We start from the raw sequence: 21,825 nt of genomic DNA, 5'->3' as shown, positions 1-21,825 counted from the left end.
TCTTGATGCTGGAAGGACAACATGGACATTAACAACAAAGCTCGCATCCACTGGGCATGCCGCCGCGGTATGCGCGAACTCGATATCTCCATCATGCCGTTTTTCGAGTATGAGTACGACACGCTCAGCGATGACGACAAGCGCCTGTTCATCCGTTTGCTGGAGAACGATGATCCGGATCTGTTTAACTGGCTGATGAATCACGGCAAGCCGGCTGATGCGCAACTTCAACGGATGATAAATTTAATCCAGACTCGGAATCGGGAACGTGGTCCTGTGGCAATCTGATTTACGTATTTCCTGGCGTTCGCAGTGGTTCTCGCTGCTGCTGCACGGGGTGGTGGCGGCGATAGTGCTGCTCATGCCCTGGCCGTTAAGCTACACCCCGATTTGGCTCCTGTTGCTATCGCTGGTGGTGTTTGACTGCGTGCGCAGCCAGCGGCGGATCCACGCCTGCCAGGGAGAAATTAAGCTGTTAATCGACTCCCGTTTACGGTGGCAAAAAACGGAATGGGATATCGTCGGGACGCCATGGGTTATCAGCAGCGGGATGCTGCTGCGCCTGAAGCATGCGGAAACCGGCCGTAGCCAGCATTTGTGGGTGGCGGCGGATAGCATGGATGCGGGGGAATGGCGGGATTTGCGCCGGCTGGTGCTGCAAAAGCCGGCGCACGACTAACTCAGGATCAGGCGAAGTGCTCCGCCATTTCGCCGAGGATCTGCTCGCACCAGTTCTGGATGCGCTCATCGCTCAGGTCGTATTGATTGGTTTCATCCAGCGCCAGGCCGACGAACAATTGGCCATCGGCGATAACCGGTTTCGGGCTGGTGAACTCATAGCCCTCGGTTGGCCAGTAGCCGACAAACTTCACGCCTTTGGTCGCCAGCTTATCGTGCAGCATCCCCAGCGCGTCAAGGAACCATTCGCCGTAACCAAGCTGATCGCCCATGCCGTACAGCGCGACGATTTTGCCATTCAGATCTAAGGCGTCGAGCTGTTCCCAGACCGCTTCCCAGTCTTCCTGAATTTCGCCGAAATCCCAGGTCGGGATGCCGAGGATCAGCACGTCGTACTGGCTCATCAGCGCGGGGGAGTCATCTTTCAGATTATGCAGCGTCACCAGCTCGGGGCCGATGATATCGCGGATTTTTTCCGCGGCCATTTCGGTGTAGCAGGTACTGGAGCCGTAAAAAAGACCTATATTCATCGCGTAAACGTCTCAATTCTTGCCGTGAATTGCGCCCAGTGTACCAGAAAGGCGGCCTCTTAAGGCATAATGAGGGCGTATAACGAACAAAGAGGCCGATGTGAAACAGGATCTGGCACAAATTGAACAGTTTCTCGATGCCCTTTGGCTGGAGCGTAATCTGGCGGAGAACACGCTCAGCGCCTATCGTCGCGATTTGACGATGCTAGTGGAGTGGCTGCATCATCGCGGGCTGACTCTGGCAAGCGTCGGCAGCGACGATTTACAGGCGCTGCTGGCCGAGCGGCAAACCGGCGGCTACAAAGCGACCAGTACCGCACGGCTGCTTAGCGCCGTGCGCCGCTTCTTCCAGCATTTGTACCGGGAGAAAGTCCGCCCGGACGATCCCAGCGCGCTGCTGGCTTCGCCGAAGCTGCCGCAGCGGCTGCCGAAAGATCTCAGCGAGGCGCAGGTTGAGCGTCTGCTGCAGGCGCCGCTGGTGGAACAGCCGCTGGAGTTGCGCGATAAGGCGATGCTGGAAGTGCTGTATGCCACCGGCCTACGCGTATCCGAACTGGTTGGCCTGACGATGAGCGATATCAGCCTGCGACAGGGCGTACTGCGGGTTATTGGTAAAGGCAACAAAGAGCGGCTGGTGCCGCTGGGCGAAGAGGCGGTGTCATGGGTTGAAAATTACCTTGAATACGGCCGCCCGTGGCTGTTGAACGGCGTGGCTTCGGACGTGCTTTTCCCCAGCCAGCGCGCGCAGCAGATGACGCGACAGACCTTCTGGCACCGCATTAAACACTATGCCGTACTGGCGGGGATCGACAGCGCGAAGCTCTCCCCGCACGTGTTGCGTCATGCGTTCGCCACGCATTTGCTCAATCACGGCGCCGATTTACGCGTGGTACAGATGCTGTTAGGACACAGCGATCTTTCCACCACGCAGATCTACACCCACGTGGCGACCGAACGTTTACGACAACTTCATCAACAGCATCACCCGCGGGCGTGAGTGCTGAATAAAAGGACTGAGTATGAAAAAAGGTTTATTGATGTTCACCCTGCTGGCGGCCTCGCTCTCCGGCGCGGCGCATGCCGATAGCGCGGCGATCAAACAGTCGCTGGCGAAACTGGGTGTGCAGAGCACCGATATCCAACCGTCGCCGGTTTCCGGGATGAGCACGGTGCTTACCGACAGCGGCGTGCTGTACGTCACTGACGATGGTAAACACATTATTCAGGGACCGATGTACGACGTCAGCGGCGCGCAGCCGGTTAACGTCACCAACCAGTTGCTGGTCGGCAAGCTGAACGCCTTATCCAAAGAGATGATTGTCTATAAAGCGCCGAAGGAGCAGCATGTCATTACCGTCTTTACCGACATCACCTGCGGCTACTGCCACAAGCTGCACGAGCAGATGAGCGACTATAACGCGCTGGGGATCACCGTGCGCTATCTGGCCTTCCCGCGTCAGGGGCTGCAAAGCCAGGCCGAGCAGGACATGAAAGCGATCTGGTGTGCGAAAGATCGCAACAAAGCGCTGGATGACGCCATGAACGGTAAGGGCGTACAGCCGGCGAGCTGCAATGTGGATATCGCTAAACATTACACGCTTGGCGTACAGATGGGCGTCAACGGTACCCCGGCGATGGTACTTAGCAATGGTATGGTGCTGCCAGGCTATCAGGGGCCGAAAGAGCTTAAAGCTTTCCTCGACGAGCATCAAAAACAGACAAGCGGTAACTGATTCGCGTGAAACAACAGATACAACTACGCCGCCGCGAGGCGGTTGATGGCGTCGACCTTCCCGCCGACCTGCCGCCGCTGCTGCAGCGGCTGTATGCCAGCCGCGGCGTGCGCAGCGCGCAGGAGCTGGAGCGCGGCGTCAAAGGCATGTTGCCATGGACGCAACTCACCGGCGTTGAAAAAGCCGTTGAAATGCTGCATGACGCTTTCCAGAAAGGGTTACATATTGTGGTGGTCGGCGATTTTGACGCCGATGGCGCCACCAGTACCGCCCTTAGCGTGCTGGCGCTGCGCGCGCTGGGCTACGGCAACGTCTCTTATCTGGTGCCGAACCGTTTTGAAGACGGCTATGGTTTAAGCCCGGAAGTGGTCGATCAGGCGCACGCGCGCGGCGCGCAGATGATCATGACCGTCGATAACGGTATTTCATCGCATAGCGGCGTCGATCATGCCCATGCGCTGGGTATCCCGGTGCTGGTGACCGATCACCACCTGCCGGGCGATACGCTGCCGGCGGCGGAAGCTATCGTTAACCCTAACCTGCGCGATTGCGACTTCCCGTCAAAATCGCTGGCCGGGGTTGGGGTGGCGTTTTATCTGATGCTGGCGCTGCGCACTTTCCTGCGAGATAACGGCTGGTTCGAGGCCCGCGGTATTGCCGCGCCAAACCTTGCCGAGCTGCTGGATTTAGTGGCGCTGGGCACCGTTGCGGACGTCGTGCCGCTGGATGCCAACAACCGCATCCTGACCTGGCAGGGGTTAAGCCGCATTCGCGCCGGAAAATGTCGGCCAGGCATTAAAGCGCTGCTGGAAATTTCTAACCGCGATCCGCAAAAGCTTGCCGCCAGCGACCTCGGTTTCGCCCTCGGGCCGCGCCTGAACGCTGCGGGGCGGCTGGATGATATGTCCGTCGGCGTCGCGCTGCTGCTGTGCGATAACATCGGCGAAGCGCGGGTGCTGGCCAGTGAGCTCGATGCGCTTAACCAGACGCGCAAAGAGATCGAACAGGGGATGCAGGCCGAAGCGCTGACCCTGTGTCAGCAACTGGAACGCAGTAGCGAAACCCTGCCCGGCGGGCTGGCGATGTACCATCCGCAATGGCATCAGGGGGTGGTCGGCATTCTGGCATCCCGGATTAAAGAGCGCTTCCATCGCCCGGTTATCGCTTTTGCGCCTACCGGCGACGGCACGCTCAAAGGTTCTGGCCGCTCTATTCAGGGGCTGCATATGCGCGATGCGCTGGAGCGCCTTGATACGCTTTATCCTGGGCTAATCCTGAAGTTCGGCGGCCACGCGATGGCGGCGGGCTTATCGCTGGAAGAGGCGCGTTTTGAGGAGTTTCAACAGCGCTTCGGCGAGCTGGTGACCGAGTGGCTGGATCCCGCATTATTGCAGGGCGAGGTGGTTTCCGACGGCCCGCTGGCGGCGGCGGAGATGAGCATGGAAGTGGCGCAGATGCTGCGCGATGCCGGGCCATGGGGGCAGATGTTCCCGGAACCGCTGTTTGATGGCCGTTTCCGCCTGCTGCAGCAGCGGCTGGTGGGCGAGCGTCACCTGAAGGTGATGGTCGAACCGGTTGACGGCGGGCCGCTGCTGGACGGTATTGCCTTCAACATCGATACTTCCATTTGGCCGGATAACGGCGTGCGTGAAGTACAGTTAGCCTACAAGCTCGACATCAACGAGTTCCGCGGCAACCGTAGCCTGCAGCTGATCATCGATCACCTCTGGCCAAATTGACAACAGTGTATTAATAAGGGCGCGAATCCGGTAGAATTCCGCTCTTATCACCGCATTTTGACAAATCCATTAAAAGAAACCGACCATGTTTGAAATAAATCCGGTAAAAAACCGCATTCAGGACCTCACGGAGCGCTCCGACGTTCTTAGGGGGTATCTTTGACTACGATGCGAAGAAAGAGCGTCTCGAAGAAGTAAACGCCGAGCTGGAACAGCCGGACGTCTGGAACGAACCTGAGCGCGCACAGGCGCTGGGTAAAGAACGTTCTTCTCTGGAAGCTATCGTCGAAACGCTGGATCAGATGACCCAGGGTCTGGAAGATGTCGCCGGACTGCTGGAGCTGGCGGTAGAAGCCGAAGACGAAGAGACCTTCAACGAAGCGGTTGCCGAGCTGGACGGGCTGGAAGAGAAGCTGGCGCAGCTTGAGTTCCGCCGCATGTTCTCCGGCGAGTATGACAGCGCCGATTGCTATCTTGATATTCAGGCCGGTTCCGGCGGCACCGAAGCCCAGGACTGGGCCAGCATGCTGATGCGCATGTACCTGCGTTGGGCGGAAGCGCGCGGCTTTAAGACCGAAATCATCGAAGAATCCGAAGGTGAAGTCGCGGGCATTAAATCCGTGACCATCAAAATCATGGGCGATTACGCCTACGGCTGGCTGCGTACTGAAACCGGCGTTCACCGTCTGGTACGTAAGAGCCCGTTCGACTCCGGCGGCCGCCGTCATACCTCCTTTAGCTCGGCGTTCGTTTACCCGGAAGTTGATGACGATATCGATATCGAAATTAACCCAGCCGACCTGCGTATCGACGTATACCGCGCGTCCGGCGCCGGTGGTCAGCACGTTAACCGTACGGAATCCGCGGTGCGTATTACCCACATCCCGACCGGGTTGGTGACGCAGTGTCAGAACGACCGTTCGCAGCACAAGAACAAAGACCAGGCCATGAAGCAGATGAAAGCGAAGCTTTATGAGCTGGAAATGCAGAAGAAAAATGCCGAGAAGCAGGTGATGGAAGATAACAAATCCGACATCGGCTGGGGCAGCCAGATCCGCTCTTACGTGCTGGACGACTCGCGTATTAAAGATCTGCGCACCGGGGTGGAAACCCGCAACACTCAGGCGGTGCTCGATGGCAGCCTGGACCAATTTATCGAAGCAAGTTTGAAAGCAGGGTTATGAGGAACCAACATGTCTGAACAACAAGCACAGGGCGCTGACGCGGCAATTGACCTTAATAATGAACTGAAAACCCGTCGTGAGAAGCTGGCTGCGCTGCGTGAGCAGGGCGTCGCATTCCCGAACGATTTCCGTCGTGACCATACCTCTGACCAACTGCACGCTGACTTCGATGCCAAAGAAAACGAAGAGCTGGAAGCGCTGAATGTCGAAGTGGCCGTTGCTGGCCGCATGATGACCCGTCGTATCATGGGTAAAGCGTCTTTCGTTACCCTGCAGGATGTCGGCGGCCGCATTCAGCTGTACGTCGCGCGCGATGACCTGGCAGAAGGCGTCTACAACGATCAGTTCAAAAAATGGGATCTCGGCGACATCATCGCCGCCCGCGGTAAGCTGTTCAAAACCAAAACCGGCGAGCTGTCCATCCACTGCACCGAGCTGCGTCTGCTGACTAAAGCCCTGCGCCCGCTGCCGGACAAATTCCACGGCCTGCAGGATCAGGAAGCGCGTTACCGTCAGCGTTACCTCGATTTGATCTCTAACGACGAATCCCGTAACACCTTCAAAGTACGTTCGCAGATCCTGGCTGGCATCCGTCAGTTCATGGTTGGCCGCGGCTTTATGGAAGTGGAAACCCCGATGATGCAGGTGATCCCAGGCGGCGCTTCCGCGCGTCCGTTCATCACCCATCATAATGCGCTGGATCTGGACATGTACCTGCGTATCGCGCCGGAACTGTATCTGAAACGTCTGGTGGTTGGCGGCTTCGAACGCGTCTTCGAAATCAACCGTAACTTCCGTAACGAAGGGATCTCCGTTCGCCACAACCCAGAGTTCACCATGATGGAACTCTATATGGCGTATGCGGATTATAAAGACCTGATTGAGCTGACCGAATCCCTGTTCCGCACCCTGGCGCAGGACATCCTCGGTAATACCGCGGTGCCTTATGGCGATCAGACTTTCGATTTCGGCAAGCCGTTCGAAAAACTGACCATGCGTGAAGCGATTAAGAAATACCGTCCGGAAACCGAAATGGCGGATCTGGATAACTTCGATTCCGCGAAAGCGATCGCTGAGTCTATCGGCATCAAAGTTGAGAAGAGCTGGGGTCTGGGCCGTATCGTGACCGAGATCTTCGAAGAAGTGGCGGAAGCGCATCTGATCCAGCCGACCTTCATCACCGAATACCCGGCAGAAGTTTCTCCGCTGGCCCGTCGTAACGACGTGAACCCGGAAATCACCGACCGCTTTGAATTCTTCATCGGCGGCCGCGAAATCGGTAACGGCTTTAGCGAGCTGAACGATGCGGAAGACCAGGCGCAGCGCTTCCAGGATCAGGTTGATGCGAAAGCCGCCGGCGACGACGAAGCGATGTTCTACGACGAAGACTACGTCACCGCGCTGGAACACGGCCTGCCGCCGACCGCCGGTCTGGGCATCGGTATCGACCGTATGGTGATGCTGTTCACTAACAGCCACACCATCCGCGACGTTATTCTGTTCCCGGCGATGCGTCCGCAGAAATAATCGCTTTTCGCGAAAAGCAAAAAACCCGGCTTGCCGGGTTTTTTTATGTCTGATGTCAAGCTTCGTCTCTGGCGTAGCCCGGCATCTTTAATGCTCGTTACTCGCGGTTACGCACGTACACGCGCGACAAAGTCTATCAACGCCTGACGCGCGTTTTTGTTTTTGGCTTCCAGCACCATCCACGGGCTAAAGGCCCACGGGGTAGCAGCCAGCGCGCTTAACATTTCCGGCAGCTCAACCCACTGATAATCCATGACTTCATCATCATTCGGTTGCAGTTCGCTGACCACGCGTGCGGCAAAAACCGGGCACACTTCGTTTTCGACGATGCCATTCGGGGCAACCGCCCGATAGCGGAAAGCCGGGTGGACGGGGGCAATATCAGCGATCTCGACGCCCAGTTCGAAGCGGCAGCGCCGGGTGACGGCCTGTTCGAAGGTCTCGCCCTGTTGCGGATGTCCGCACACCGAGTTAGTCCACACGCCGGGCCAGGCTTTTTTGCTAAGCGAACGGCGCGTGACCAGGAACTGGCCTTGCTCATTGAACAACCAGCAGGAAAACGCGAGATGCAAAGGGGTATCGAGCGTGTGGGCGGCATACTTCTCCAGCATACCTGTGGGTTTATCTTGCTCATCCAGCAAAATGACGTGTTCCCCGGCCATGACGACTCCTGAAAAAAATAAATGACCCGGCACAAACCCGCCGGGTCATGTACTCAGGCCACTAGGGTAGCCCATAAATGGGAGAAAGGCATTACCAAAACAAGCCCTGCAGGTATTCGTCGGGCGAGAACAATAGTAGAAAAAGCCCAGGACATTGGGGATCGTCCATCGGGCTGGTATGATATTCGCCCATGACGCCGAGATGAGAAACCGTTGAGTGCAGGACGCCTGATGAAAACACGCTTTTATATCGCGATGATGCTGCTTGGTAGCCTGGTGTTAGCCGGCTGTTCCAGCACATCGGATTCTGGTTCCACCTATACCGTGAAGCGCGGCGATACGCTGTATGCGATCTCCCGTAGCACCGGCACCAGCGTACGCGATCTGGCGCGCCTGAATAACATCTCTCCGCCATACACTATTGAAGTCGGGCAGAAACTGAAACTTAACGGCGGTTCGAAAGCAAAAAGCAGCACCGCTGGGAAAAAATCCTCCAGTACCCGCACAGCCGCAGTAACGCCATCATCGGCGGTGCCGCAGTCCTCATGGCCGCCGGTGGGGCAGCGCTGCTGGCGCTGGCCGACCAGCGGTAAGGTGGTGATGCCGTACTCCACCCGCGATGGTGGCAATAAAGGTATTGATATCGCCGGTACCCGCGGCCAGCCGGTTTACGCCGCCGGCGCCGGTAAGGTGGTTTACGTCGGCAACCAGCTGCGCGGTTACGGCAACCTGATCATGATTAAGCATAACGAGGATTACATCACCGCATATGCGCATAACGATAAGATGATGGTTAACAACGGCCAGAGCGTGAAGATTGGCCAGCAGATTGCGACCATGGGTAGTACGGACGCCGATTCCGTACGGCTGCATTTCCAGATTCGCTATCGCGCCACGGCCATCGACCCGCTGCGTTATCTGCCGCCGCAAGGCAGTAAGCCTAAGTGCTAAAAGGTTATTTTATCAGCAGTTAGCCCAATCCGGGCTTGCCACAGGGTGCGTAAGGTCTATAATGCTTTTCGCACCTCTTCGCGGGCGTAGTTCAATGGTAGAACGAGAGCTTCCCAAGCTCTATACGAGGGTTCGATTCCCTTCGCCCGCTCCAAACCCTCTTAATAATCAATAAGTTAGATTATTCAGTCAGTTACGTTGCCCTGCTTTACAGGTACAACTTAAACTACCCATTGTACTACGCCCGCATGATTGGTCTGTGGTACAGGGGAGCATATCTTCACACTGGCAGTCGTTCCATCGTTCATACCGCGACAGTACAACAACGAACAAAAAGCCGCATACCAGGCATAACTCCCGAACAGATTGATCACACGCATTTAAGCCCGATGTGTGGCCTTGTGGCTGCGTAAACAGGTGAATAGTGGTAAACGTACCTGCACACCATATGCAGGTTCTGCCAGCGCTTCGCTCACGCTCCGAAAGGTACACGAGCACCCTGATAAGGTGTGATCCTTCTGACAATCTGATTTAGTCACTGATGACTTTCGCTAAGCTAAACCAACCAGGTTGGCCTGATGAAGTCGCTACGCTTGTTGCTTGTACCACTAACGGGGCGTTATGGCTTCTATTGTCTGAAATCTGATACATTGCATAAACATCATGTGGATTGCTGGAAAGTTCATCACTATGATTATGTGTGCCATTGCCAGTTAAGAAATGCGGAGAGGACAATATGGATGTTACTGATGAGGCTTTGTTGCGTTCTGGCTTTACACCATCGGATTTGAAGAAGATAAAGAACAACGTTGAAAGCTATGGTGGAACGTTGGGGAATGCAATCAGGGACCTGGCCAGGCGATTTATTCTTGCCGTGTGGGTTGTATCCGGTTGCCTTGCTGTATTCATTTTTCTTGTGATGTTCGCATCTGAGCAGAGTGTTTTCTCTGGTGCTATTGGCCTTTCTTGTGGCGCAGCGGTTGCAATTTTTATACAACCGCCTGTACTTGCTTATAAATCTTGGCGATTCTGTAGAGTGAACAAATCTTAATTAGTACTGTTATCAGTAGCCAGAAGATCAAAAATGACTTTCGCTTTGACACCATATCCAGCGATTTTCATCGTTAGCTTAGGCTTGCTCATTGTGTCAACTTTTCGGTAGTAATCACGCGGCAGCCAACGGAATAATCGCCAAGCTCCGGGTTTCCTTGCTAAGCCGAAGATACTATAGACACTCGCCCCTAGAGTCACCGTATTATAAAGAGCTAATCCACTTTTTGGGCTAAACCCCATAAATTGTGCGGTCTCCATTGCGCCATCAGCAAAAATTCCTTCCGATTTTGATTGTTCACCATAGCGAAGATGGCTTGCTTCTTTTGTTATACCGTTAATACCATCAACAAATAAAACTGCTCCTGCAAGAACTCCAATAGGGGTCATAGTGGACATCATAACCATCCCACCAAATAATGCTGCTCCAGATACCACTATATGGATTGCCGAAATCACGTATCCGACGATTTTATTGTTTTCCCTGACAAACTCGACCTTTGCATAAAGTTGGGCGGCTCTGGTTCTTAACAGGCGTTCTTGTTCTTGCAAATTATCTGTTTCAGCACGAAGATTTTTGATGCATACAATACATTCTTCATCGGTTTTAGCTCGTCGTGCTGTTTCAAATTCTTTATCTACAACCTGTTTTATCTCTTCGACAAACTTGATTCGTGTAAGACCATCTTGCAAATAGAATGCTGACAGCCGGTTTGCTGTTTCGACGAGTTTCCGGGCTTCAAGATTCACCATGGTATCTGACCATGTTCTGTTCCAGCCCCTGTTGAGCAGCGCAATATCCATTAAAGACTCCTTCCCAAAATGTGTCTGGTCATATTACGTGCAGTAAGGTCGAAGACAACAGGAAATGCTTTCCTAACGTCTGATTTTAGCGGAACGAACACATAATCAAACTCGGAGACTCCACATGGTAATTCTCTATTTTTCATTGTCCGACGTTTCAAACGTCCTGGAGTACGGGCAGGACTGCGAGCGCGTCCCAGCGTAATAAGCAATGTCCCATCAAGCGGAAGCTAGTACAGGCTGCGTTTAATACGCAGACCGAAGAGTTTTACTTTAACGCTGACGATTCTGTTATGTCGTTCCGTGAAGGGAAAGAGGCGAACGGAATTGGCCGTAAGACCCACACCTGCCGCGAGTTCCTGATTTGTGATGATTCCACCCTGAAAAGAATCTGCCGGGGCATGGGCCAACTGGAAGCGATGCGCCATGCTGGCTTTGCCAGACTGGGTGACAGCCCGGAATTTCGCCAGTTGTGGTGCGGGGAGCCTAAGTCTGTTGATGACAATTTCAACACGAAGAATCTGCTAAAGCTTGGTGCTGGCTCTATGACCGATCATCCGTGGCGATTCAGAGAGATACATCAGGTCATCCTTAACCCGACGCATATCCAGAAGGTGATTAATCCGCGAAGTGATTCATTACGCAGGCAAAGCGGGGTGAAAAGTTATCGCCAATAAGAACCGTTTCCTCATTTAGCCGCTTTAACATATACAGCTTGTCGGCACGTTCGTAAGCGTCGAAGAAGAGATAATCGACAGCGTCCGTTGCTTCATCATCGGGGGATTTTTCGCGTCCCTCGGGAGTGAGCATGAAAACGCCGGCAGTATGTCCAAGCGGACGAGCATACCGAAAGAACAATTTTCGGTTTACAGCAAACTCGCCGTCATCGCTTTTGAGCTTTCCTTGCACTGATAATGAAAGGTGCCCGGAGTTGTAGCTGGTAATCAGCATGATTCCGTGGAGTTCCTTTTTGGTATTCTGGATGTCGAGTATCGACGTGAATTCCGAGGAGCAGGAAAAACTGATTTCTTGTTTTTTAGCATTCCCAGTGATAATCAAATAAGCGATAGCGGCCAGCCCAATAATGACAATTACGACTGACCAGAGTAAAAAAGAGTGATCGCTTTCCTGCTTCATATCATTCCTCATGATGGCGATACTGGCTGATGCAATGGTAATAGCCGAGGTTGAGGCCGCATTCAGCGGCAAACGACCAATCAACCAGGTTATGGTTGCTCGCCCAGGTATTAAGATACAGGTCTTTAGGGTGCGAGCAGTTGGGGCTAATCCCCACGGACTTGAAAATATCCAGCGCCTTCTTTTCGGTTATCGTGTCTGTGAGGGCATTTCCTAATATATGTACACGGCATTGCTCGTAGTCGATGGTTCGCAAGATAGCCGCGTCCGTCATGGCTATATGATTGGGTATCCATGTTAACCACGCTGTTGCCAGCACGGCGATGCTGGTAATTAACGCTGTGATAGCGACAGGCCACCGGTTTGGTTTCTTTCTCCTCGGCGTCGATGCAACATAGGCAACTCTGGCGGCCGTTTGCGCTTCTTCCATTTGCTGAATATTGATATTGACGTCGCCCATCCGAAATCCAATACGAGGAATGGTAACGATGAGTTCTGCAGGATGACCTGTTGACGTAATGGCTTTGCGCAAAAATGAAATGTGCTGGTTAAGATTCGCATCCGTCGCTCTGGCGCCATTCTGCTGAAAAACATTCAGCAGAATTTCATCGCGCGAAGATATCTCTTTACCATTTTGCAACAAATAGAGCAGTAATTGTGTGGCCACATTATTCAATGTGGCTATTTCACCAGATGCCACGTCTTTTAGGGTATTTTTAAGTGGTCTGAAAACTAAACCATCACCAATAATTACGGATTTAATTTTGTTTATTGGTATATGAGAAATCACTGATGTCTCCTTTAAAGCAGGATATCTCGCATTCGAGTGGGGGAAGCAACAGCATAACATAATTCATTTATAAAAAGAGGTTGTGCCATAGAACGCTTTATTATCATTTACATAACAATATTTTAATATTCTTTATGTAATCATTCATTCTCCTTCCTTTCTTTCACTATCTTATTGTCAGCACTCACTTTTGGTATCTCTTTCAACTTTTAAAAATATTTTATAAATATATTTTGCCAGTTATCTGTTCTAAATTAAAAAATAGTTGATAGTTAAAAACTCTATAAAAACCATAAATAATAGATATTAAAACTGTTAGGTGCGTGTTTTTTGGCTGATTTTTAGGTAAAAGATCGATCTGCAGACGGGAAAGCAACACGATTTCCTGAGTTTGATTGATTCCGTATTTTGGCATTGTGTCAATTTTTCGTCGACTTAATATAAGCCCCGAAACAGCGTAAACGACTGTGGACGGTATTTCTGATGGAATACCAATGAACTTCAAAATACGGTGCGGTTTAAGATGGATTGTTTGCAAGGATATGCACTGCCGCTACCGCGAGATCGGGTTTTCCCGGGCAGGAATTGTCTGCGGAAATAGATCGTCGGAATAACCAAAAAACAGATATAAGGTTAAGTAGTAATATGAAAATGAAAAACGTGGCTGTGGCCTGTGCGCTGATGGCGGGAATGACTTTTACTGCATCTTCTGCTTTCGCTGCAAAAAATGTTGAACCGACTAACGGTAAAATCCACTTCACCGGCTCTCTTGTTAATTCCGCATGTGGTCTGGCGCCAGAATCCAGCCCGGTGCAGGTGAATTTTGGCGAGATCCCAACTTCTCAGTTAAAAGACAACCAACGTGCTGGCGTTAAACATGCCAAAATTGTTCTGCAGGGTTGCGATACGACTGTCGCAAAAACCGCTACTGTGACTTATACCCCGGCAACGATTGATGCCGACAACAACGCGCTAGCCGCCTTCACCTCTGGTACCGCCAAGGGCGCAGGCATCGGTATGGTTGACAGCGGCAACCAGGATGTTGAGTGGGGTAAAGCTGCCTCTCAGGTCAACATTACCGATGGCGAAACCGACATTGATTTCGTCGCTTACCTGCAGGCAAACAACGCATCTGCAGCGGTAACTCCGGGTGATTTTGAATCTACCGTTAATTTCCAGATCGATTATCAGTAACGATCTGCAGCGGGCGCATTAACGCGCCTGCTTAACCCTTCCTGCGAATAACTGAAAGGAAATGCGGTTATGCCTGGATGGCGTATTTTACTGCTTTTTATCTTTATATCGCCTGCATGGGTTTTGGCTGACACCAACCGTCTTGTCAGTACGCCCGGAAAAATGCGTATGCGGGGAAATATTATTGAAGCTGCTTGTTATGTCGATCCGCGCGACCGGTCGCTACTGGTTGAATTTGATGACCTCTCAGCCAGAGATATTTCCGGAAAACCTGAAAAAGTATCTGCGCATGATTTCAGCATTCATTTGCTGGGATGCTCACTAGGGGATTCTCAACATCCCGGTAATGTGTTTCAACGCGCCAATATTACCTTTTCCGGCGCAGCCGATAGCGACAATCCAGATTATTTGAGCGTGCAATCGGAAACTGAAAATTTAGCGATAGAAATATACGACAGCAAAGGACAGCAAATTCACCTGGGCGAACCATCACCGGACTATGTACTTAACCCAGGAAAAAATACGCTCAAATTTACGGCTTATTTGATCTCCCGCGATGGAAGAATGACATCTGGCGAATTTACTGCGGTCACGCATTTTGTTGTGAATTATCTCTGAGCTGCACTGCAATTCGGGTATCTGAAGGTTGCGAACGAAAATGATCACGCTGAAAACAGATAAAAAACGTCTGGCGCTTTTTATTGCTCTGGTCTGCGCCGCTTCATGGGCTGAAGCGGATGAGGCCATTGAATTTAATACCGACGTACTGGATGCCAGCGACAGGCACAATGTCGATTTACAGCGTTTTTCCGAAGGCAACTTTGTGGCTCCCGGAGAATATCTGCTGGATGTTCGTATTAACAGCCAGGAGATTCCTCAACAGTCAATCCGTTATATCGCAGATCCGGCCAATTCACATAAATCTATGGCGTGTCTGACGCTGCAACAACTCGAATTACTGGCGCTCAAAGAAGAGGCGCTGACCCATATTCATCCGCTTAACGCAAACTGCTATGACATTTCCCGCCTGCCGGGTGTGGCGCTGAATAATAGCGCAGGCGTACTGGACATTACCGTGCCTCAGGCATGGATGAAATATACCGACCCAGACTGGACGCCGCCGGAGCGCTGGGATAACGGCGTCGCCGGGCTGATTTTTGACTACAGCATCTCAGGGCAGGCCACGCATTACGAACAGGGCGGCGATCATTATCGCTCGCTGTCCGGCTATGGGCAGACAGGTTTTAACCTCGGCGCATGGCGTTTTCGTGGCCAGTATCAGGCCAATTACGCTTCAGATGGTAATCATGGGCGTATCGACTGGGATCAGATCTATGCTTACCGCCCGTTACCGATGCAGGCTGCAAAACTGACGGTCGGCGAAATCTATCTGAATTCTCAGGTTTTTGATTCGGTGCGCTTCACCGGGGTCAACCTTGCCAGCGACGAGCGTATGCTGCCGCCAAATTTACAGGGCTACGCGCCTGAAGTGCACGGCATCGCCCGTAGTAATGCGAAGGTTACCGTCAGTCAGCAGGGCCGTGTTATCTATCAAACCACCGTTCCTGCGGGGCCGTTTAATATTCAGGATCTGCACGGCTCGGTACGCGGTACGTTGGATGTGCGGGTCGAAGAGCAGGATGGCAGCGTACAAACTTTTCAGGTCAATACGGCTGATATTCCTTACCTGACGCGCCCGGGCTATGTTCGCTACAACGCCGCGGTCGGCAAGCCATCGCGTTATAACCACGACGTTCAGGGCCCTGCGTTTTATAGCGGCGATTTTTCCTGGGGGGTGAGCAATGCATGGTCACTTTACGGCGGCGCGTTGCTCACCGGCGAGCGCTACAACGCCTGGTCGATGGGGATTGGACGGGATTTAAGCTGGCTGGGAGCGCTGTCGGCCGATGCGACGCAATCCGTGAGTCGGGTGAAGCATCAGGCTGAACAAAAAGGCATGTCCTTTAAGCTCAGCTATGCCAAAACCTTTGATGAGTACAACAGCGCGATTACCTTTGCCGGATACCGCTTTTCACAGCGTAACTTCCGCACCTTCTCGCAGTTTCTCGACGAGCAGTATGAAAGTAACAACAGCGCCGGCAACGAAAAAGAGATGTACACCGTTACCGGCAACAAAACCTTTTTTGCTGACGATCCACATTTAGCGACCACGCTCTACCTCACCTATACCCACCAGAACTATTGGGATCGCGGTTCCCAGGATCGTTACGGGTTATCGATGGGACACAGTTTTTCCTTCGCGGGTATCCAGGGGATCAGCGCCAACCTTGCGGCTTATCGCTCTGAGTATCAGGGCAAACGGGACGACAGTCTCTCGCTTTCAATTTCAGTGCCATGGGGCGATGGCCGCTCTATGGATTATGAATTACAGAACAGCGGTAACCAGACCAGCCAAATGGTTTCGTATTCCGATAACCGCGATCGTAACAATCCGTGGCGCTTGCGCGCAGGGGTTTCCGGGGAAGGTCATACGGCATTTGATGGTTATTACCAGCACCGCAGCATGATGGCGGAACTGGAATCCAACGTCAGCTGGCAGCAATCACGCTATTTCTCCGTTGGCGGCACAGTACGCGGCGGTTTTACGGCGACGCGTCACGGCGCGGCGCTACATAACAGCCAGGCGTCAATGAATACCGCCAGAGTGATGGTTGATACCGATGGCGTTGCCAATGTGCCGCTTAACGGCGAACAGGCGCACTCAAATCGCTTCGGTATTGCCGTCGTACCGGATGTCGTCAGCTATCACAGCTTTGATACGCGTATCGATGTGGACGCCATGGACGAGGACATTTCCGCGACCAAAGCGATCGTGACTAACACCCTGACGGAAGGCGCCATTGGCTACCAGCGCTTTGCCGTCGCGCAGGGGCAAAAAATGATGGCGCTGCTGCGCCTGAAGGATGGCTCGATGCCGCCGTTTGGCGCCGAAGTGTTTAACGCCAACGGCGTCAGCGTCGCCATGGTGATGGAAAACGGCATGGCCTGGATTGCTGGGGTGAATCCTTCCGAGCGTCTTTCCGTTGCCTGGGCTGGCCGCGCGCAGTGTCATCTGCAGGTGCCGCAACAAATCAACCCGGAAGGCAACGTACTGTTGCCTTGTGAATAATTTCAATAACCTGAATGAATTTTGTCATGAATAATCAAGCTTTTAATTTCGCCCAGCGTTGGCTTAAACCCGTGGCCTGTGGCCTGTTTTTTATTGCCCAGATCAATGCTTCATGGGCGGGTATTGCGCTCGACCGTACCCGCATGATCATCACCGGCGATGCGCGCTCGGTAAGTGCGAACTTAACCAACACCAGCCCGAGCATTCCCTTTCTGGCTCAGTCGTGGGTAGAAGACGCCCACGGCACAAAAATTACCTCGCCATTAATGGTCTTACCGCCGCTGCAACGGATTAACGGTGGGCAGAAAGGAATCGCCCGCGTGACGAAAACCAGCGGAATTAACGCGTTGCCGCAGGATCGCGAGAGTCTCTTCTATCTGAACGTGCGTGAAATTCCGCCAAAACCGGATAAGCCGAACGTGCTGCAGCTGGCGATGCAGTCGCGAATCAAATTGTTCTATCGGCCGACAGCTATCGTGCCGGAAACGCCGGGGGCCGTGTGGCAAAACCAACTGATCTTTCACAAGCAGGGTCAGCGCTGGACCGTGGATAACCCAACGCCATACTTCGTGACCTTAATCGGCTTAAGCCGCAAACCTGAAGCCCAGGGCGGCGGCAGACTGACTGATTTTCCGGGGATTATGATCTCGCCGAAATCCTCTCTCGATTTCAAGGTTTCGGACGCCAGCGTCAGCCAGTTCAGCATGATGTACGTGAACGATTTTGGCGGTCACCCTGAATTGAAATTCAGCTGCACAGGCAATGTGTGTAAAGCATTGCCGATGGAGCAACAGCCCCGGTAAAGGACTCGTAAATGAAAAAGATGCTTTGCGCTCTGCTGATGGCAGGCATGGCCTGCACGGTTCAGGCCACAAGCGGCCGCCATGATATGAGCAACGTTTCCGGCGAGTATGGCAACGTCCGCTTTCATGGCCGGGTTTTCGTTTCGCCGTGCGTGCTGGATATGGCTTCACGCGATCAGACCATCGATCTCGGCGATATTTCCGCCAGCCGCTTTCGCCAGAGCGGCGATCGCAGCGATCCGGTATTGGTGACGCTGCACCTGAATGGCTGCTTAAAAGGCTCCGGGCACACGTTAAAGGACTTCCCTGGGCAGACCAGCGAGCTCCCTGAGCTGTCGCACAGTACGGTGGAGCGTGGCGTTTCAATGACGCTGATGGCCGAAGGCGCGCCGGAAAACAGCGATCTTGGGCGGATTCGCGGCGATGTGCGCGGCGCGGGCATTCGGCTACTGACCGAACGCAACCAGTTGATCCACCTGAATCAACCGCAACGTATGTGGATCCTCAAACCGGGCGATAACGCGATTCACTTTCTTGCCGCGCTGGAATCTTTTGGGCAGGAGGTGACCGCTGGCGAATTTAACGGTCTGGTCAGACTTAAGCTGGAGTATCTATGAGCGTATTGCACAAAGCACTGCTGTGGGTCGCCCTGGCGGGCTGTCCGCTGGCCGGGCAGGCATTTACCCTCGGTGAGGGAGAACCACAGGGCGGTTCGCCGCATCAGTACGATATTGAACTGAGCTCGCTGGATGTCAGCAAAAACCACGAGGGCGGCAGAACGGATCCGTTCACCTGGAATTTGGGCAGTTGGTATGTCGTGGATTTTCATTGTGAGCAGGCCGACATCTCGCGACAGCCGATTTACTACTCCACCACGACCACCATGCCGCCTTCTAATCAGGGAGCGAACCGTTTTCGTCTGAATGAGTACCTGGATGTGGAAGTCCAGGTATGGGTCGCCGGGCGGTATAACAACTATGTTCAGGCGCCGTTCACCAACTTTTCGAATCGCTACAACGACCACAGCTGCAAAAAGCGCAAGGGCTACGAGCGAGCCACTAACATTGAAAGTGGCTCTAAAGGAAAAGTGACGTTTATTGTCACTAAACCCATTATTAACGGCATCAATATCACCTCTCAGTCGCTGGTGGAGGTTGCTGGACGTCTGGGTAGCGCTGGCCCTACGCCGACAACGCCAATTTCACGTGTGGTCATTAAATCCGGGCTCATTACCGTGCCGGATAAATGCACCTTCAATCGCGGGGACAAAATCAGCATTGAATTTGGCGATTTGCCAGGCTCCGCCGCCCGGCTCAACGGCACCAACTACAGCAAGTCGATCCCCATTCATGTGGTCTGCGAGGGGGGAAGCTTCGATCAGGGCGCGTTGAACATTAATCTTGGCGTACAAACTACCACGGCGTCAGGCACGGCGGGGTTTAACGATCATCTCCTCGGCACGCTGAGCGGCGGACAAAAGCGCGACGACCTTGGCATCGTGATTAAAGACGCGAGCGGCGGCACCGTCGTGCCCAATCAATTCTACAACGTGAAGGGGTTTTACCAGAACCAGGGCGACTGGAATCTTACCGCCGCGCCGGTGGCAAAACCGGGTGTGGGCAGCGTGAAAGAAGGTGAGTTTGAAGCCTCTGCCACCGTTGTCGCGCAGTTTCAGTAGGGGGATGCCATGAGATTTACGGCGTTAATCGCGACCAGCGCGCTACTGCTTGGCGGCATGGCGCAGGCCGATACTAAACTGGTCGGCGGCGATATGTACTTTCACGGCACCATTCGAGCGCTGGCCTGCAGTCTTGCGCCAGGAGGCGATAAAATCGAGGTCGATTTCGGGCAAATCGCGACGCAGGATCTCTATCTCTCGGGGCGCAGTAAGCCAAAAAAATTCAGCATTGAGTTACGCGACTGCAACCCGGAGGTTTTTCGCGGGATCTCGGTCACTTTCAGCGGCAGTGAAGATGCGGAGCTGGCGGATCATCTGGCGCTGGATAGCAGTGAACAAGGCGCCTCCGGAATCGGCATTGGAATGAGCGAAGAGGATGGTACGGCAATCCGCCTTGATGAAAGCACGTCAGTCAAAGAGATTACTGAAGGCTCGATGACGCTGAACTTTTTGGCATGGGTCGCGGCGGAACCGTCGGCGATAAAAAATCAGACTCTCGAATACGGCCCCTTCAGCGCCAGCGGGACCTGGACGCTGAACTACCAGTAGCATGATGAACGCATTGCATCGTATTGCGCCGCTGCCGGCGCAGAGAGTATTGCTCGTTGTCAGTCTGCTGTTCTGGGGCGGGGCAATGCATCTCTACTGGCCGAATAACGGCGGCAGCGGTTTGTCGTTGCCGCTAAATATTACGGCCTGGATTTATGCCGTTGTGCTGGCAGCTAGCGCATCGATGCTGGTACCTCTTCAACGCTGGCGGATAACTATACCCGCCGCGGGGTTTACGATGGGCGCGCTCATTCTGACGCTGCTTTGTCTATTGACGCCTGAGATTTGGCGGTCCGAGGCGCTGCTGGTGGCGGGGGCGTTGTCAGGAGGCGTGCTCGTCTATTTGGCGACGTTGCAAATTCCGCTTACGACAAACACGCTGACACTACTGTTGGCTCTGCTCTGGGGCGCGTGCGTCCTCGAATGTCTGGCGTTTACCTATCAATACTGGCATTGGCCGGGAGTGAATTACTGGGAGTTTGCCTGGCGGCGCGGTACGCGCCCCTACGGTATTTTTCAGCAGGTTAATCTGATGGCCAGCTTCACGGCGTGTGGCGTGCTGCTGTCAGCATTGCTCTATTTACGGCTACGTGGCGGATATCGAATTATCATCGCGATTGCTCTGGTGATAATGGGATTTGTTCTGCATGAGTCTCAGTCGCAAACCGGTTACCTGTCTGTGGCGGTAGGCGAGGCCTTGCTGCTGGCTGTTTTTCCTGCGCAGCGCCGTACGCTGCTGTTACTCCTGCTGCCGCTGGCGATAGGCATGATTGCTGGCGCGCTTGCCCGCCATTTCTTGTCGGTGGTGACGGTTAATCACCTGACAACCTCCCAGGTGCGCTGGACGGTGTTGAAAGCATCGCTGGCATTATTTGCCGAACGTCCGTGGACAGGATGGGGCGTGGGCAGTTTCGCCGCCGTGTTTCTTGAACGCGCGGGGCCGTTGGGGCTGAGCAGCATCTCGCATCCGCATAACGAACTGGCGCTGTGGCTGGTGGAGGGAGGGCTGGTTGGGCTGGTAGGAGCGCTTTGTTTTATGGCAAGTGGTTTATGGCTCTGGCTATACGGCAATCGCTGGCATCGCGCCTGCCTGGTGGCGGCGCTACCCGTGGTTATCCATATGTTGACGGAATACCCCGTCAGGCAGTCAACGCCACACTGGTTACTGCTGATTTTGTTGCTTCGTTGCGCAGACTGCCGGCGAAAAGGGGCCCGGCTGCCGTTCACCCTGGCGTCGCTGTTGCGTGCCGTGGCATCGATCGCGGTTGCTGTCATCACTCCATTGTTGTTTCTCACGCTGCAGACACAACAGCAACTGACGCTGGCGGAGCGACAATCGACGCAGTGGCGTCTGGCCGAACCTCTTCCTGTAGGAGGCTGGCTGCTTGCCACCCGCTACCGGTTTGATGTCCAGATGGGGTATCTACAACGATATCAACATACCCGCGATGAGCGTTGGCTGGCAGCCGTTCGCCGCTGGGCGCCTGACTATGTGCGTGTTCAACCGGACCCGAATGTCTCCTTCACGCAGATCTTGCTGGCGTTGCAGCAGAGGGACCTGGCCGAGGCGCATCGTCTGGCGACGCGCTTTTGTCTGTTATACCCGAACGATAGGCGTATTCCATGGCTGCAGGATGCACGACGTCCTTTTAATCAAATAATGGAGTGAGATAAGCAAATCCTCTT

23 protein-coding genes and 1 tRNA gene are annotated in these 21,825 nt (G+C 53.7%); 19 read left to right on the top strand and 5 right to left on the bottom strand.

What is annotated here, in order from left to right:
- The first annotated feature begins 21 nt into the window (after positions 1 to 21).
- Positions 22 to 288: an FAD assembly factor SdhE gene (gene sdhE / locus PGS10_RS06840; RefSeq protein WP_015369791.1), complete on the top strand. Its 267-nt coding sequence runs from the start codon at positions 22 to 24 to the stop codon at positions 286 to 288.
- On the top strand, positions 269 to 679 hold the full coding sequence (locus PGS10_RS06835) for a protein YgfX (protein WP_015369792.1): 411 nt from the start codon (positions 269 to 271) through the stop codon (positions 677 to 679). The genes sdhE and PGS10_RS06835 overlap by 20 nt, the downstream gene beginning before the upstream one ends.
- 7 nt (positions 680 to 686) lie before the next feature.
- Here the strand turns inward: PGS10_RS06835 and fldB are convergent, their stop codons facing one another.
- On the bottom strand, positions 687 to 1,208 hold the full coding sequence (fldB, locus tag PGS10_RS06830) for a flavodoxin FldB (RefSeq protein ID WP_015369793.1): 522 nt from the start codon (positions 1,206 to 1,208) through the stop codon (positions 687 to 689).
- Between the two features lie 100 nt (positions 1,209 to 1,308).
- Between fldB and xerD the strand changes: the two genes are divergently transcribed.
- The 5 genes from xerD (at position 1,309) to lysS (ending at position 7,391) form a co-directional block, all read left to right on the top strand.
- Positions 1,309 to 2,205 carry a site-specific tyrosine recombinase XerD gene (gene xerD, locus PGS10_RS06825; RefSeq protein ID WP_032715787.1) on the top strand — a complete coding sequence of 299 codons (897 nt, stop codon included), beginning with the start codon at positions 1,309 to 1,311 and terminating at the stop codon, positions 2,203 to 2,205.
- A gap of 22 nt (positions 2,206 to 2,227) precedes the next feature.
- Complete coding sequence (dsbC, locus tag PGS10_RS06820) at positions 2,228 to 2,941, top strand: bifunctional protein-disulfide isomerase/oxidoreductase DsbC (RefSeq protein WP_045374003.1); 714 nt, start codon at positions 2,228 to 2,230, stop codon at positions 2,939 to 2,941.
- Positions 2,942 to 2,946: 5 nt separating this feature from the next.
- The gene (gene recJ, locus PGS10_RS06815; protein WP_047065373.1) at positions 2,947 to 4,680 is read left to right on the top strand and encodes a single-stranded-DNA-specific exonuclease RecJ; all 1,734 of its coding nucleotides are present in this window, start codon (positions 2,947 to 2,949) and stop codon (positions 4,678 to 4,680) included.
- Positions 4,681 to 4,765: 85 nt separating this feature from the next.
- A protein-coding gene (gene prfB, locus PGS10_RS06810; protein WP_108418699.1) for a peptide chain release factor 2 occupies positions 4,766 to 5,864 on the top strand; the annotation gives its coding sequence in 2 pieces (ribosomal slippage) (positions 4,766 to 4,840 and positions 4,842 to 5,864; 1,098 coding nt in all).
- Positions 5,865 to 5,873: 9 nt separating this feature from the next.
- Positions 5,874 to 7,391 carry a lysine--tRNA ligase gene (gene lysS, locus PGS10_RS06805; protein ID WP_015369798.1) on the top strand — a complete coding sequence of 506 codons (1,518 nt, stop codon included), beginning with the start codon at positions 5,874 to 5,876 and terminating at the stop codon, positions 7,389 to 7,391.
- Positions 7,392 to 7,498: 107 nt separating this feature from the next.
- Here the strand turns inward: lysS and idi are convergent, their stop codons facing one another.
- Positions 7,499 to 8,053, bottom strand: coding sequence for an isopentenyl-diphosphate Delta-isomerase (gene idi, locus PGS10_RS06800; protein WP_047044019.1), 555 nt, complete (start codon positions 8,051 to 8,053; stop codon positions 7,499 to 7,501).
- A gap of 231 nt (positions 8,054 to 8,284) precedes the next feature.
- On the opposite strand from idi, the gene actS reads away from it, so the two are divergent.
- From actS to PGS10_RS06785, 3 genes are all read left to right on the top strand, one after another.
- Positions 8,285 to 9,004, top strand: a complete 720-nt coding sequence (gene actS / locus PGS10_RS06795) for an amidase activator ActS (RefSeq protein WP_045391979.1) — start codon at positions 8,285 to 8,287, stop codon at positions 9,002 to 9,004.
- An 80-nt stretch (positions 9,005 to 9,084) separates the two neighbouring features.
- Positions 9,085 to 9,158 (top strand) — tRNA-Gly (locus tag PGS10_RS06790).
- A 582-nt stretch (positions 9,159 to 9,740) separates the two neighbouring features.
- Entirely contained in the window at positions 9,741 to 10,055 is a 315-nt protein-coding gene (locus PGS10_RS06785; RefSeq protein WP_289575881.1) for a hypothetical protein, read from the top strand.
- Here the strand turns inward: PGS10_RS06785 and PGS10_RS06780 are convergent.
- Positions 10,052 to 10,858, bottom strand: a complete 807-nt coding sequence (locus PGS10_RS06780; RefSeq protein ID WP_047044010.1) for a DUF4225 domain-containing protein — start codon at positions 10,856 to 10,858, stop codon at positions 10,052 to 10,054. The genes PGS10_RS06785 and PGS10_RS06780 overlap by 4 nt on opposite strands.
- A gap of 293 nt (positions 10,859 to 11,151) precedes the next feature.
- Here PGS10_RS06780 and PGS10_RS06775 point away from each other — a divergent pair, with 293 nt between their 5' ends.
- Positions 11,152 to 11,535 carry a hypothetical protein gene (locus tag PGS10_RS06775; RefSeq protein WP_141097045.1) on the top strand — a complete coding sequence of 128 codons (384 nt, stop codon included), beginning with the start codon at positions 11,152 to 11,154 and terminating at the stop codon, positions 11,533 to 11,535.
- Here PGS10_RS06775 and PGS10_RS06770 read toward each other — a convergent pair.
- Positions 11,477 to 11,995 (bottom strand): hypothetical protein, encoded by a 519-nt coding sequence (locus PGS10_RS06770; protein ID WP_045391971.1) that lies wholly within the window; start codon positions 11,993 to 11,995, stop codon positions 11,477 to 11,479. The two genes, PGS10_RS06775 and PGS10_RS06770, sit on opposite strands and share 59 nt — an antisense overlap.
- 1 nt (position 11,996) lies before the next feature.
- Positions 11,997 to 12,785 (bottom strand): winged helix-turn-helix domain-containing protein, encoded by a 789-nt coding sequence (locus tag PGS10_RS06765; RefSeq protein WP_045391968.1) that lies wholly within the window; start codon positions 12,783 to 12,785, stop codon positions 11,997 to 11,999.
- Positions 12,786 to 13,430: 645 nt separating this feature from the next.
- On the opposite strand from PGS10_RS06765, the gene PGS10_RS06760 reads away from it, so the two are divergent.
- The 8 genes from PGS10_RS06760 to PGS10_RS06725 all read left to right on the top strand — a co-directional run bounded on the left by PGS10_RS06760 (position 13,431) and on the right by PGS10_RS06725 (position 21,808).
- Positions 13,431 to 13,979 carry a fimbrial protein gene (locus tag PGS10_RS06760; protein ID WP_015369827.1) on the top strand — a complete coding sequence of 183 codons (549 nt, stop codon included), beginning with the start codon at positions 13,431 to 13,433 and terminating at the stop codon, positions 13,977 to 13,979.
- 69 nt (positions 13,980 to 14,048) lie between these two features.
- A complete protein-coding gene (locus PGS10_RS06755) occupies positions 14,049 to 14,597 on the top strand; it encodes a fimbrial protein (protein ID WP_045391965.1) in 549 nt (182 codons plus the stop codon).
- 40 nt (positions 14,598 to 14,637) lie between these two features.
- Positions 14,638 to 17,109 carry a fimbria/pilus outer membrane usher protein gene (locus PGS10_RS06750; RefSeq protein ID WP_316422618.1) on the top strand — a complete coding sequence of 824 codons (2,472 nt, stop codon included), beginning with the start codon at positions 14,638 to 14,640 and terminating at the stop codon, positions 17,107 to 17,109.
- Between the two features lie 26 nt (positions 17,110 to 17,135).
- Complete coding sequence (locus tag PGS10_RS06745) at positions 17,136 to 17,912, top strand: fimbrial biogenesis chaperone (protein ID WP_045391961.1); 777 nt, start codon at positions 17,136 to 17,138, stop codon at positions 17,910 to 17,912.
- An 11-nt stretch (positions 17,913 to 17,923) separates the two neighbouring features.
- A complete protein-coding gene (locus PGS10_RS06740; RefSeq protein WP_045391958.1) occupies positions 17,924 to 18,529 on the top strand; it encodes a fimbrial protein in 606 nt (201 codons plus the stop codon).
- Positions 18,526 to 19,590, top strand: coding sequence for a fimbrial protein (locus PGS10_RS06735; protein ID WP_316422616.1), 1,065 nt, complete (start codon positions 18,526 to 18,528; stop codon positions 19,588 to 19,590). Before PGS10_RS06740 ends, PGS10_RS06735 begins: the two co-directional genes overlap by 4 nt.
- Positions 19,591 to 19,599: 9 nt before the next feature.
- Positions 19,600 to 20,139: a fimbrial protein gene (locus PGS10_RS06730; protein WP_049056550.1), complete on the top strand. Its 540-nt coding sequence runs from the start codon at positions 19,600 to 19,602 to the stop codon at positions 20,137 to 20,139.
- Between the two features lies 1 nt (position 20,140).
- The gene (locus PGS10_RS06725) at positions 20,141 to 21,808 is read left to right on the top strand and encodes an O-antigen ligase family protein (RefSeq protein ID WP_316422615.1); all 1,668 of its coding nucleotides are present in this window, start codon (positions 20,141 to 20,143) and stop codon (positions 21,806 to 21,808) included.
- The last annotated feature ends 17 nt before the right edge of the window (positions 21,809 to 21,825 follow it).

It is taken from the genome of Klebsiella sp. 141153, assembly GCF_032601995.1.
Taxonomy (GTDB): domain Bacteria; phylum Pseudomonadota; class Gammaproteobacteria; order Enterobacterales; family Enterobacteriaceae; genus Klebsiella; species Klebsiella aerogenes.
Note: the sequence above shows the minus strand (reverse complement) of the source record. Positions and strands in the feature narration are given on the sequence as shown.